The 14,277-nt window shown below is 36.5% G+C and carries 9 protein-coding genes; all 9 read left to right on the plus strand.

Annotated features, from left to right (window positions below; genetic code table 11):
• Positions 1-73 precede the first annotated feature (73 nt).
• The gene (locus ACHZAX_RS07360; protein WP_320018605.1) at positions 74-1,618 is read left to right on the plus strand and encodes a RagB/SusD family nutrient uptake outer membrane protein; all 1,545 of its coding nucleotides are present in this window, start codon (positions 74-76) and stop codon (positions 1,616-1,618) included.
• A gap of 192 nt (positions 1,619-1,810) precedes the next feature.
• The gene (locus tag ACHZAX_RS07365; protein ID WP_101310919.1) at positions 1,811-3,154 is read left to right on the plus strand and encodes a TlpA family protein disulfide reductase; all 1,344 of its coding nucleotides are present in this window, start codon (positions 1,811-1,813) and stop codon (positions 3,152-3,154) included.
• Between the two features lie 16 nt (positions 3,155-3,170).
• Positions 3,171-4,517, plus strand: a complete 1,347-nt coding sequence (locus tag ACHZAX_RS07370) for a TlpA family protein disulfide reductase (protein WP_320018606.1) — start codon at positions 3,171-3,173, stop codon at positions 4,515-4,517.
• 230 nt (positions 4,518-4,747) lie between these two features.
• The gene (locus ACHZAX_RS07375) at positions 4,748-6,136 is read left to right on the plus strand and encodes a TlpA family protein disulfide reductase (RefSeq protein ID WP_180327357.1); all 1,389 of its coding nucleotides are present in this window, start codon (positions 4,748-4,750) and stop codon (positions 6,134-6,136) included.
• Positions 6,137-6,312: 176 nt separating this feature from the next.
• Positions 6,313-6,786: a protein-disulfide reductase DsbD domain-containing protein gene (locus tag ACHZAX_RS07380; RefSeq protein WP_320018607.1), complete on the plus strand. Its 474-nt coding sequence runs from the start codon at positions 6,313-6,315 to the stop codon at positions 6,784-6,786.
• A 604-nt stretch (positions 6,787-7,390) separates the two neighbouring features.
• Positions 7,391-9,394, plus strand: a complete 2,004-nt coding sequence (locus tag ACHZAX_RS07385) for a protein-disulfide reductase DsbD family protein (protein WP_320018608.1) — start codon at positions 7,391-7,393, stop codon at positions 9,392-9,394.
• Positions 9,395-9,827: 433 nt separating this feature from the next.
• Positions 9,828-9,968: a hypothetical protein gene (locus tag ACHZAX_RS07390; protein ID WP_320018609.1), complete on the plus strand. Its 141-nt coding sequence runs from the start codon at positions 9,828-9,830 to the stop codon at positions 9,966-9,968.
• A 69-nt stretch (positions 9,969-10,037) separates the two neighbouring features.
• On the plus strand, positions 10,038-12,839 hold the full coding sequence (locus ACHZAX_RS07395; RefSeq protein ID WP_320018610.1) for a M16 family metallopeptidase: 2,802 nt from the start codon (positions 10,038-10,040) through the stop codon (positions 12,837-12,839).
• 147 nt (positions 12,840-12,986) lie between these two features.
• The gene (locus ACHZAX_RS07400) at positions 12,987-14,267 is read left to right on the plus strand and encodes an L-cysteine desulfidase family protein (protein ID WP_320018611.1); all 1,281 of its coding nucleotides are present in this window, start codon (positions 12,987-12,989) and stop codon (positions 14,265-14,267) included.
• The last annotated feature ends 10 nt before the right edge of the window (positions 14,268-14,277 follow it).

The following is a 14,277-nucleotide window of genomic DNA, read 5'->3' on the forward strand; positions in this document are numbered from 1 at the left end:
TGATGATAGGGGAAGTTCTTCCGAAACAAGTTCGGGGACAGGCTATATGGCTGAAACTTAAAATTATAAACTTATGAAACTTAAAAATATATTATTTTGGAAGCTGGGAGTTCTTGTTGGCTCTTTGCTGTTATTTAGTTCGTGTGACGATTATTTAGACGAGCAACCTTCAAAAGGTTCGGGAATCCCGATTTCTACCTATGAGCAGTTGAGTGGCATTCTTTCCCACTATTCTTCGTTTAATTCTGAAACAAATATGGAATTGATTCTTGCCGGCGACAGCTATGAGGTAAGTACTGAATTGTATCAAGCCAATCCAGGTCAATTTAAGGATGATGTACTGAGTCAAAGTTTGTGGGAAGTTGAGAACCTTTACAATAGTTATTCAAATCAGGCATTGTGGGAGGGGGAGTTTGGCACGGTTTATACGGCAAACTTAGTGCTTACCAATGTTGGAAACGTATCCGGAACTACGGATCAGAAAGAGGAAATGAAAGCAGAAGCTCATTTGATGCGGGCTTACAGTTACTTTAGTCTTGCAAATACCTATTGTTTACCTTATAACGACAAAAATAAAAATGAAATGGGGCTTCCCATCAAAAAATCAACTTCGTATGAGGAAGACTTAAGCAGGGTTTCATTGGAAACTACGTATCAATTTATTGAAGAAGATATTCAGGAAGCCTTAAAGCTAAAAATGAGTGCAACTGCCAAACGCAACTGGAGAGGGAATGTTGCCGCGGCAAATGGGTTGGCTGCACGTTTTTACCTGCTGAAAGGCGATTATACAAAAGCAATGACGCATGCAAATACCGCATTAGCTGATTACAGTGAATTGGTTGATTACAATACCGACATGAGTTTTGAAAGTTACGAGGTAATAATAAACAGTTCTTCTGACAACTATGAATACATTTCTATAGATTATCCCTATACATGGGATATAAATACAGGTGCCGATGCATTATTGGTTGCGAACTATAAGGGAAATTATTACGACAGGGGTGTTTATAATGGCGGTGGAGATGGATGGTTTATTCCCAGTGCCAAATTGTTGGCCCTATACGATCAAACTTACGATTTGCGTTACAAGTATCATATCGTCGAAGATTTCTCCTATGAATATGGCATGGACGATCCGTCTTACAGTTATCCGGGCTATGTACAATGGTCCTATAAAATAAGTTCAAGTCCATGTTCAGCCGAAATGCTTTTAATTAAAGCCGAATGTTTGGCTCGTTTGGGTAATTTTACCGAAGCAATGAATGTGGTGAATCAATTGCGTGTAACACGATATAGTACTGAAACACCAGCAAATGTGTTAAATCTTACAGCAGCATCGAAACAAGAAGCCGTTAAATTGATTTTGGATGAGCGCCAGCGCGAAATGCCTTTTACACAACGTTGGTTCGACATTCGAAGATGCAACAGTAATAGTGATTCATTTGATAATATTGTTCTGGAAAAGAGATTTTACCCAGTTAATAAATTAGGACCTTTAACAAACGATCCGATTAAGACTTACAGATTGGAGCCGGGTTCGAGACGTTATGCTGTTCCAATTCCATCAGACGATATTGCAGCGGGCAGAGGGGTTATCAAGCAGAATACTTACTAATTTGTTTTTGAAATAGAATTGTTTCATAGGGAGGTTTGTCCTCCCTGTGGAATCATTTTGCCTTAACTATACCTGCTTTTATTATCATAAAACAAAATTGTTTGCAATAATGTGCATGCCTGACATGAACAAATACAGACGACTTATTTCATATAGTCGATAAAATGATAAAAATTTAAAATACTAAAACAGATGAATCAATTTAAAATAGGATTACTGACAGCAATTGCAGCTGTTATGTTAGGATGTGTTTCCGAACAATCGAAACCAGTGAGACTTAGAGGACATGTTCCCGATTTGTATTACAAACTAGTTTCTTTTCAGAGTCAGAAAGGAGGCGGTTTGTACTATTCAAAAGACATAAATGTTAAGGTGAATGAGAAAGGAGATTTCGATACAACATTAGTTCTCGATCAGCCAGGATATTACAAAGCTTTCAGGAATATGGTATATCTCAGTCCTGGGGATGATCTTGAAATTCAATTTGATTTGGATCACAAAGAACAAACTCAATTTAAGGGAACAGGCTCACAGGCAAGCAATTATCTTATTCACCAAAACTTATCTTTTTTGGGAAAGAACGGAAAGAATGTGAAGTCTGATTTTTTGCAAACCAAGGCCGTTGTCGATTCTTTGGCAGATATCCGGGGTAATGAGTTGAAAGAAATAAAGGGCTTGCCGGCATCTTTTGTAAAGGACGTACAACAGATAATTGTAGCGAAACAAATAGACGCGTATATGAATCATTTTTATTTCACCGACTGTATCAATGTATATGATCTTCAGGAGTTTCGGGAGAAATTTGGACAGGGAGTTAAAAGTATCATGCCATCGATAAATCCTTTGCTGACTAAATTATTATCTAAGGATGATTTGCTTCATGTGCCGGAGGTTTATTCTGCTGTAGATGATTGTGTTGAGTATGGAGACTTTAAGCTGACAGCTTATCCAAAGTGGGACGAGTGTATCTCATTGAATCACTTCGAAAAGATGCTCGACGAAACTCAAGACATCACTCCGGCATTAGTAAAGGAAACCGAAAACAGGTTGGCATCTTTAAGCAATGAAGAATACAAAAACAGTCTTTCGAAACGAATGAAGCGTTTAAAAAAGTTTGTTAGCGGGGCACCTGTTTTCGATTTACAACTAGAGGATGCAAATGGTAAAGATGTAAAACTAAGTGATTTTAAAGGCAAGTTGATCTACATCGATTTTTGGGCTACCTGGTGCGGACCTTGTCGGGACGAGCTGCCTTTTTATGGTAAGATAATCGAGAAGTTTAAAGGGAAGGATGTTGTGTTTCTTTCCATATCAGTAGATCAGGACAAGGAAAAATGGCAATCGTTCATTCAAAAAGAAAATATTGGTTCTGCTCAACTCCTTTCAAAAGATATGGAGGCAATAAGTAAACAGTGGCAAGTAAACGGAATTCCTCGTTTTGTACTTGTTGGTAAGGATTTCACTTTTGTTGATGCGTTTGCTGATCGTCCGTCATCCGGCGAAGTTATCGAGAATAAAATAAATAGTTCATTATAATTTTAAATAGGAAAAAATGGGAAGATATATTTTATTACTAGGAGTTTTTTTAAGTTTTTGCGTTCAGGTTTTTTCTGCTGATGTTCATGTACGAGGATATAATTTTTCTTCCTCGGATGGAAATATTACAATCCAAAAAGAAACTGCCGTTAATGAATTTAATCAAGAAGTAGAAAAAATTGTTCAGATCGATCAGGAAGGATTCTTTGAGGTGACCCTTCAGATTTCCAAACCTGAATTTTGGTCTGTTGAAGGAGCAAGCCTGTTTCTTGTGCCAGGCGAAAATCTGGATATAACATTTGATAAGGGAACACACATTTATTCATTCAAAGGGAAAACAATGGATGAGTGTACTTTCTTATCAGCAAACAGGAATAACATTTATGTAGACCTTTCTTTTCTAGATGGAGGGAAAAATGTAAGGGAATCTTTTGAAGAAACTAAAAAAGTAATTGATGCAATTGGCGCTGAAAAATTAAGTGCTCTCACCCAGACAGCGGGTTTAGATGAAAATTTTGTTAAGATTCAAATAAATTCTATTAAAGCCCATTGGGTGAATAGTTATCTGAACTACTACATGTTCTCAAAGGATTATGAACAAGATGGTATGGGGAATGAGTATAAAACAGAATCAGGACGGAAATTTATTGAATCCATACGCGAATTGGTTGAGCCTGTGATTAAAGATGTTGTTGCTGATTCCTATATAGATCTGTTCGACATACGTTGGGTTGTGGACAGATGTATGAAGGATGGTTTGACAAGTTTTCCGGAAAAATCAATTTGGGTGGAACTTTATACCGTTAAGAGTTTTTTGAAAAAGTTTCAAGACGGTGTTTCTTCCGAATTAATTAGTGAGGCTAGGGAAAGGCTTGCGACCCTAACCCGTGAAGATTTTGCTTTGATTCTAAAACCTGCCATAGAAAAAGTAGAGATTCTTCAATCTGGTAAGCCTGCTATCGACTTAAGGCTGGAAGATGTTGACGGAAAAGAGGTGAATCTGAGTGATTATAAAGGGAAGTTGATTTATTTGGATTTCTGGGCCACATGGTGCGGACCTTGTAAAAAGGAGTATCCTTTTTTTATTAAGTTAAAGGAAAAATACGAGGACGTGATTTTTATTTCAATTTCTACAGATAGAAAGCGAGAATCTTGGTTAAAGGCAATGCAAAGAAAAGAAAAAACAGATGTTCTTCAATACCATGCCAGTAGAGAAAATACCTTATCTCAGTTAATCGAATGGAATATCAGCTTGATTCCCCGGTTTATTCTCATTGATAAAGATTTTAACATTGTAGATGCTTTTGCTCCCCGTCCTTCTGATGAGGGAATTGAACCATTGCTAAATAAGCTGTTAAATTAAGAATTGCAATATAAATTTGAACAAAGGGGCATATAATATGAAACGTCCATGGCAAAGTAATTTTGACTCAGGAGCATGGTAAGTTCTCCCGAAACAAGTTCGGGACAGGCTATATGGCAAATAAAAACAAATAATAAACATATGAAACGTCCATGTATAAAGCTTTCTACACACAGGGAGATGATTATATGGTAAGTTCCATATGGCAAATGAAAACAAATTATAATCATATGAAAAAAATAGCATTGGCAGGCATTGTTGCTATACTAATAGCAGGAGGATGTGCTTTTACAGCTCTAAACTCTTCCCAGGCGATTCACCTAAAAGGGCAACTTTCGGATAAAGATGGTAATGAACTTGTATTGAAATACAAAGGCCTGTTGAGTGAAGTGAACACTACGAATGACATTATTCTAAAACTAGATGAAAAGAATAGTTTTGATACTGTTGTTACACTTACCACTTCAGGATATTATAATGTTTTTGAAGAATATGGAACCGGGACAAATCTTCTCTATTTAAGTCCCGGAGACGATCTGGATATATATTTTAATTTGGAAGATGGTTCTAAAACTACATATAAAGGAACCGGAGCCGAGGCCAACCGCTATTTGGCAGATTTTCAACTGTATTTTTACGGCAACAAGGCTCATTCATTTTTAAAAGGAGGTAGTGATGCAAAGTCTACATTCAAGTTGACCAAAGAGTTTATTGATTCTTTGGCAGCATCAAAAATTAGTGAGTTAAATAAAATAAAAAAGGTTTCCGATGAATTTCGAAAGATTGAAAGAGCTAGAATTTTTGCACATTTGGCCAATTCATATCTTCAGTATTTTTACTCTATAGATGGAATTTACAGCAGGGGGAATATACAGGAAGAACACAAACAATATTTAATGCAAATTAAACCCGAAATAGAAAATATTTCCAAAGAGTTTATGAATGATTTTTCCATTGAGCATCCCGATGTAAGAGAAGTCGTGAAAAGATGTGCGGTTCAAAATCACCTGTTAAGCGTATCGGCTTCGTCTGATGTTTATGAGTATGTATCTTTACTATCCATGAAGGATTTGTTGGTAGAGGATCGTTCTCTGGAGGCGGTAAACAGAGCAACAAATATTCTGGCAACATTTAAGAATAAAGATCTTGCAGATGATTTGGCCACAGCCATTAAAGAAGCAGGCAAACTTCTTAAAGGAAATAAAGCCTTTGATATTGAATTTGTGAATTCCAAAGGAAAATTGGATCATTTGAGCGATTACAGAGGAAAAATTATCTATGTTGATTTTTGGGCTACATGGTGTGGTCCGTGCATGTGCGAAAAGCCCTATTTTTCTAAGTTAAAAGAGAAATACAACCAAGCGGATCTTGTTTTTATTTCTATCTCTATAGATAAGGAGAAAGAGCGATGGGAAAAGTGTATTGCGGAGGAAAAATCCAATGCGATAGAATATTTGGCGAAGGATGTAAATAAAGTTGCGGATGATTGGCAGATTAAAAGTATTCCAAGATTCCTGATTATTGATAAGGATTTTAATATTGTTGATGCAAAAGCCGCGTTGCCGTCTTCCGGAGAGGTAATAGAGTCGGAATTGAAGGGAATAATTTCTGGATCTTGAAATTTCAGATAAATTACTTACATAATCTTCTGTTTTTATACGATTCAAATTCCATATATTGAAAATCCTGAAGAAAATTTTTAAAGTTTCTTTTCACCCATTTACTGTTTTTAATTGTCTTTAGTTTAAATTGAATATAGATTTTTGAATAGAAACAGTAAACCAAAATACAGAATATGAGCAGAAAAATTACAGGTTTAATAATCATGGTAATGATGGTGAGCGCAGCATCTTTCGGACAAATTTTAACTCCATCAAAATGGAAGGTAGAATTGTCAAAAAAGGAATTTAAAGTTGGAGAAGTTATTGATATTGTGTTTAAAGCCACCATTGATAAAACATGGCATTTGTATTCAAACGATTTTGATCCTGAATTGGGGCCAATTTTGATTGAATTTGATTTTGAAGAGGATGCAAGTTATGAGAGAATTGGAAATGTGAAGCCAATAAATGCCAAAAAGCATTACGACAAAACATGGGAAGGTGAAGTAAGCTATTTTGAGGACACAGCTGAAATGCGTCAGCAAATAAAGGTAAAGAGCCTGCCATTAAAAATTGAAGGAACCTTTGACTTCCAAACCTGTTCCGATGTAAGTGGGCAGTGTGTAATGGGAGATGACGAGTTTGATATTACATATCCGGCTAACTAAAAGTTAACTATTGCCAAAATTTTTAATCACACCAAATACTTTACAGGAGTTTAATTAGTTAGCATATCGATTAAATTCTGAATTTAAAGCCACCTGTCAGGTGGCTTTTTCGTTTGTATATAAGCTTGGATATGGTATCCAGTAGGAAATTAATTTATTTGGTAAAACAGAGATGATCATTTTAAGATTGGGAAGAAGTTAGTTTCACAAGCACAACGCAGGCATATTTAATTAAAACGAACCAAAACACACCTTTTAGTTGCAATTCGATAAAAAATTTCATTGAAAACGAGAGTTTTTAGTGAATCGCAATTTTTATCTAATCTAGATTGAAAGCATTTTTGATTTGCATAGATTATCAGACTAATTGCATTGAATTCAATAAACAAAATAATTATGAAGATGATAATCTAATGTCTCGTAAAAGCTTAGTAATTAACAAATATTAGCAAATTTTTTCATTCTGTCTTTCACCCTATTGTGTATTTTGGTTGTCTTTACAGTAACAATACAGAATTAAAAGAAGAATCAAATAAACTAAAGCAACTCAATTACATTGGGTAATACTTCTGTGGGAGGATCCAATTAATAAAAAGATTAAAAAATGAAATTGAAATTTACATTTCTTGCCATTCTAGTGGTAATGTTTAGCGGATTTTCATTTGGACAAGTTTTACAACCTGCCAAGTGGAAAGTTGAGTTTTCGAATAAAGAGGTTAAGGCAGGTGATCAGCTGGATGTTGTTTTTAAGGCCTCGATTGATAAAACCTGGCATGTGTATTCAAACGATTTCGACCCTGAGTTGGGGCCGGTATTAATTAAATTTGATTTTACAGAAAATTCAAGTTACGAAAGAATTGGTGAAGTAAAACCAATAAATGCTCATAAGCACCACGATGAAATATGGGGTGGTGAAGTAAGCTATTTCGAAAATGAAGCTGAGATGCGCCAAAGTATTTTGGTGAAGGAATTGCCCTTGCATGTAAAAGGAACATTCGAATACCAGACTTGTTCCGATGCTACCGGACAATGTGTAATGGGGGATGATAATTTTGATTTGCAGGTTAAAGGCGGAGCTGTTGCAGTTGCACAAAAAGCAAAAGATGAAGCACCGGCACCGGTAAAAGAATCAAAAGATAAGAAAGGACTTTGGGCAGTATTTATTTTTGCCTTTTTTGGTGGTTTAGCCGCAATTTTTACTCCCTGTGTTTTCCCTATGATTCCCATGACGGTTAGTTTTTTTATGCACAGCAGTGAAAATAAAGCAAAAGGCAGAATGCAGGCTTTCTTTTATGGGTTTTCTATTATTGCGATATATACTTTTATTGGTACTTTACTTGCCGTTGTTATGGGGCCGGGTTTTGCCAACTTCCTTTCAACACATTGGGTTCCTAATGTTTTCTTCTTCTTAATTTTCATGGTGTTTGCGGCATCATTCTTTGGAATGTTCGAAATTACCATGCCAAGCTGGATGGTGAATAAGTCCGTATCAAACGAAGATAAAGGCGGATTATTGGGTGCTTTCTTTATGGCATTTACTTTGGTTTTGGTTTCGTTCTCATGCACAGGACCTATTGTAGGAGCCATTTTAGTTGCCTCGGCAGGAGGAGAAGTATTAATGCCAATTGTTGGAATGTTAGGATTTTCAATAGCATTTGCAATGCCATTTACATTGTTTGCCATTTTCCCGGGATGGTTGAATAAAATGCCGAAGTCGGGTGGATGGTTAAATTCAGTAAAAGTGGTTTTGGGATTTATTGAGCTGGCTTTAGGTCTTAAATTCTTAAGTATTGCTGATCAAACTTACCATTGGGGAATTTTAGATCGTGAGGTTTACCTTGCTGTTTGGATAGTTGTATTTACATTGTTGGGATTGTATTTGTTAGGAAAGCTCAAATTCTCCCATGATAGTGAGTTGAAATTTGTTAGTGTTCCTCGTCTTCTGATGGCGGTTGCGACCTTCTCGTTTGTAGTTTATATGATTCCTGGAATGTTTGGAGCTCCTTTAAAAGCTCTTTCAGGATATATTCCACCGCAAGCAACTCAGGATTTTGATATCAATCAGATTGTACGAAATAATGCGGGCAATGGCAGTGCAGTTCATCAGGAAGCCCATACTGCTATGTATTCTGATTTTTTACATTTACCTCATGGCTTAAACGGGTATTTCGATTACAAGGAAGGAATGGCTGCGGCTAAAAAGCAAAACAAACCTGTATTTATGGATTTCACAGGTCACGGTTGTGTTAACTGCCGGGAAATGGAAGCCAATGTATGGTCAGATCCACAAGTGTTGAAGCGTTTGCAGGAAGACTACATTGTTATTGCTATGTATGTTGATGATAAAACAGAATTGCCTAAAGAAGAATGGATTGTTTCCAGTTATGACGGTAAAAAGAAGAAGACTTTAGGAAAGAAAAATGCCGATTTCCAAATTTCAAATTATAATATTAATGCTCAGCCTTACTATTGTTTGCTTAATTCGGATGGTGAAGATGTTGCTTCACCAAGAGCCTATGATTTGGATGCAGGTAAATTTGTTGAATTCCTTGATGAAGGAATTAAAAACTTCAAGCAAAAAAAAACAGTAGCAGTAAGAGTTAACTAAATTAAAAGAGAAATTATTTTGTTTTAGCAAGACGGCAGGAAGATATTTAAGAAGAACATTAGTTAGTAAGTTAGTAGTTAGTGAGTTTTCATTTGTAAAGTATGAAAACGTGGTTAGTAGGGAAGATGTAGATGGCAGGGCCGGCAATCCCTGTCATCTCATCATCAAACCTGAATATTTTTTTAGCGACTAAAACAAAATCAAGATAAACAACAACAAACTTTAGTTAGTGGTGAAAAGGGCAGGGACGTCAAGTTATTTACCCCAATATCTGATCTGAAAAACTCCCTGCTCTTTTTTTAGAAATTTAATTTCATGCTATGAAACGTCCATGTATAAAGCTTTATGCACACAGGGAAATGATTATAATGGTAAGTTCTCCCGAAACAAGTTCGGGACAGGCTTTATGTCAAAAACTTAAAATTATAATCATATGAAACGTCCATGCCAAATCGATTTTGACACACAGGGAGATGATTATTTCAGCATGGTAAGTTCCATATGGCAAATAAAAACAAATAATAGACATATGAAAACCATCATTGTTTCCTTGTTTAAAGCAATTAGGAATTAATGAATACTCAGGAAAACTAAATCTCTCGGAATTATTAATGAGAAGAATTTATAAAGTAAAATTTAACGTATGAATAAGATTGTATTATTACTCTTTGCGAGTGTTTTTTTATGCTCAGGTTTGGTCTCAAAAGCTCAGTATACAACAACGATTCCATTGAATTCAAAGGTGAAGCAAGGTAAGTTATCAAATGGATTGACTTACTATATATTGCATAACGAGGAGCCAAAAGACCGTGCCAGTTTTTATTTTGTACAAAACGTGGGAGGGATTCTTGAAGAAGATTCTCAAAATGGTTTGGCTCACTTTCTGGAGCACATGGCGTTTAATGGTTTGGAAAATTTTCCAGGTAAGAACATGCTTGATTATTTGGAAAAAAATGGTATTCTTTTTGGGCGTGACATTAATGCTTATACTGCTCAGGATCAAACTGTTTATAATATCAGTAATATTCCTACAGGGAGTGAAGGGTTGATGGATTCGGCTTTATTGGTTTTGCATGACTGGTCTGGTGGATTATTGCTGGAAGGCAAAGAAATTGAGTCGGAGCGTGGTGTTATTCATGAAGAGTGGCGTACCAGAAGAAATGTTCGTAAGCGTTTGGGAGATCAAACATCATCGGTGATGTATAATAATTCGAAGTATGCAGTACGTGATGTGATCGGTTCTTTGGATGTAATTGATCATTTTGAACATAAGGAACTTCGTGATTACTATGAGAAATGGTATCGTCCGGATTTACAGGCTGTAGTTATTGTTGGAGATGTTGATGCGGAAAGTATTGAGAAGAAAGTAAAGGATTTATTTTCAAAAATTCCAATGAAAAAAAATACTGCAGAGCGCACTTATACTAAGGTTGAGGATTCAAAAGAAGTTGGTTATGTTGCCGCTAAAGACAAGGAAGCTAAAAATCTTAGTATTATGTGGCTATTCCGCTACGATTTGGATGCTGTTAAGAATGAAACCACTCAAAGAAACGATTTGGCCAAGGGTATGTTCAACCAGATGCTTGCTGCCCGCATCTCTGAAAACACCAAGAAATTGGAATGTTCGGCTATAGGTATAGAGTTTGGAGGATATGAATTAGCGCGCACCAAAGGTGCTGACTATATTTATGTTGCACCAAAATCAGGTAAAGAACTGGAAGCTTTCACTGAAGCATTAACAGAGTTGGAACGTGTTAAGCGTTATGGTTTTACTGCTTCGGAACTAGAGAGGACTAAAGTGCAATATATGAGATCATATGAGTCATATGCTGCGAATTACAGCAAAATTACAAATGATAAGTGGGCAGAGCAATTAGGAGACCTGTTCTTAAAAGCAGAACCATTTCCTTCGTTGGAGTGGGAAATGGAATTTGCAGCTAAAACAATTCCAGCCATCACACTCGAAGAGGTGAATGCGTTTGTAAAGTCTTATTCTAACGTTGATAATTCAGCATTAATATTACAAGGTCCTGATAACGAAACACAAGTTTACCCAACTAAAGAAGAACTGCTGGCTGTTGCAGCTAAAGTGAAATCTTCGGATGTGGAAGCTTATATTGATGAAGCAGGCAATCAGCCTCTTGTTGCTAAGAAGTTGAAGCCGGTTAAGATTTTAAGTCAGTTCGGAGTTGAGGGAACTGATGCTAAAGGTTATGTTCTTGAGAACGGAGCAAAAGTAGTTATTCTTCCTACTGAATACAGTAAGGATGAAATTTCAATGTCTTCTTTCAGTTTTGGAGGAACATCATTAATTGCTGATAAAGATCTTGCTTCCGCTGATATGGCAGCAAGTATTGTTGAAATGTCAGGTGTTGGGGAGTTTGATGCAACTCAGTTACAGAAAAAATTAGCCGGTAAAATTGTTGGTTTGAGTGCAAGTTTAGGAGAATTGACAGAAGGATTTTCAGGTTCTGCTTCTCCTCAGGATTTTGAGACTTTACTACAATTGCTTTACCTGAATTTTGAAGCACCTCGTTTCGAAGAAGCTCCTTTTAGTGCACAGATGGCACGTATGAGAGATTATGTTGCAAACATAAAAGTGGACAATAATAAAGCACTTCAGGATACCATAGCTTTAGTATCGACAAATTATTCTCCGCGCACCTTACTTTTTGGCGAGAATTTTATTAATAAGATTGACTTTAACAGAGCTTCTGAAATTTATAAAGAGCGTTTTTCCAATGCAAGCGACTTTACGTTCATTTTTGTTGGTAATATTAACGAGAAGGAACATTTACCAATGATTCGAAAGTATATTGGTAACATCAGTTCTACGAACAAAAAAGAAGCATATTTAGATCATAAAGTGGGGCCTGCCAAAGGAATAACAAGCAGAATTTTCGAGCGTAAAATGGCTGTGCCTAAAACAACTGTGAATTACGATATGCAAGGCGATTTCGAATATAACTTGAAGAACAGAATGATGCTTAATGTAGTGTCTCAGCTTCTGTCTAAAAGATATATGGTAACTATTCGTGAAGAAGAAGGTGGCTCTTATGGTGTTCAAGTTAGCCCTTCAGCATCAAAGTTGCCAAGTCCGGAATACTCATTGAATATCAGTTTCGATTGTAATCCTGAAAAGCGTGATCGTTTGGTTGAAATTGTTAAGGAGGAAATTGTTAAGATTCAAAATGAGGCTTGCGATGCTGTTGATTTAAATGAGATTAAGAACAATTTTATTAAAAGCAGAGAAGAAGCTGAATTGGAAAACTCTTTCTGGATGAGCAGTATTCAAAAGAACCTGATGCTGGGGTCGGAACTAACGTCTAAAGAAGATTACATAAAAATGATTGAAAATATCGATGCAGACTCGATTCAGAAATTTGCAAAAGAAATATTTAAAAACGTGAATACTGTTGAAGTAATCATGAATCCTAAAAAGTAGTACAACAAAATCATTAGTCTGTTTTGATTTAGTTAGGGCCGGTTGGTTATAGTAGGCTTGCCGGTCCGCTCTTTTGTCTGAAACTATTAACCAACCACTAGTAAATTATCGAAAAGCATACAGTTTGTTTTTCTTGAAAAATCAGTAATGAAGGAACTTTACCTGCAAAAACTAAAAGAAGAATTTGTTCCGGCACTTGGGTGTACAGAACCAGTCGCAGTTGCTTATGCTGCTGCAAAAGCAAGGGAAATTTTGAATCAATTTCCAGATCGGATTGAATTTCACGTAAGTGGAAATATTTTTAAGAATGGAATGGGAGTTGGAATTCCAGGTTCGGGTATGGTTGGTTTAACGATTGCAGGGGCTTTGGGTGCTTTGGGAGGAAATCCTATGGCTGGATTAGAAGTTCTGGATGGAATTAGTCCTGACATTGTTGAATTGGCGCAAACCTTTGTGAGCCAAGGAAAAGTTCAGGTAGATGTAAAATATGGTGTGGCTAAACTGTATATAGAATGCATCTGCTTTAAGGGTGAAAATACAGGCCGTGTTGTGATTCAGGATCGACATACCAATGTTGTTTTAGTTGAACGTAATGACCATGTTATTTATCGAAACGCTCCTGAATCAGGAACCGATGCTGTCGTTAGTATGAAAGACTGGAACTTCCGTAGTATTTATGAATTTATTACTACTGTTGACATAGCTGATATCGCTTTCATTGAAAAGGGAGTAAAGCTTAATAAGTCTATTGCAGAGGAAGGTTTAAAGGGGAATTACGGACTTCAGGTGGGTAAATCCATGATGATTAATATCCGGAAAGGAATTCTTAAAGAGGATTTAATGAACCGATCCATAATGCTTACAGCAGCCGCTTCAGATGCAAGAATGGCTGGAAGCGCAATGCCTGTAATGTCTAATTGTGGCAGCGGAAACCAGGGAATAAGCGTTACTTTGCCTGTGGTGGTTGCTGCAGAAGAATTTAAAGTGAGTAATGAAACATTACTAAGAGCATTGGCTTTGGCATTGTTAGTTACTATTTATATGAAATCTTTCGTTGGTCAACTATCTGCACTTTGCGGCGTTTTATTGTCTACTGCCGGGGCAGGATGCGGAATTACTTATATTATGGGAGGCGATTTCAAACAAATGGGGATGACATTACAGAATATGACAGGGGGTGTAACCGGTATGATTTGCGATGGAGCAAAATATGGTTGTTCTCATAAGATTGCTGCAAGTGTAAGTGCTGCAATTCAATCCTCATTATTGGCTATGAACCACAATTGTTTAAATGGAATGAATGGTATTATTGATGATGATGTGGAAGCTACTATTCGGAATATTGGTCGTTTGGCAAATGAGGGAATGGAAGTAACCGACGAGGTTATTCTTAAGACCATGTTGGAAAAGATGAAGAAAGTTTCTTAAGAATATAGAA

The sequence above is a fragment of the Labilibaculum manganireducens genome (assembly GCF_963665805.2).
Lineage (GTDB): Bacteria > Bacteroidota > Bacteroidia > Bacteroidales > Marinifilaceae > Labilibaculum > Labilibaculum manganireducens.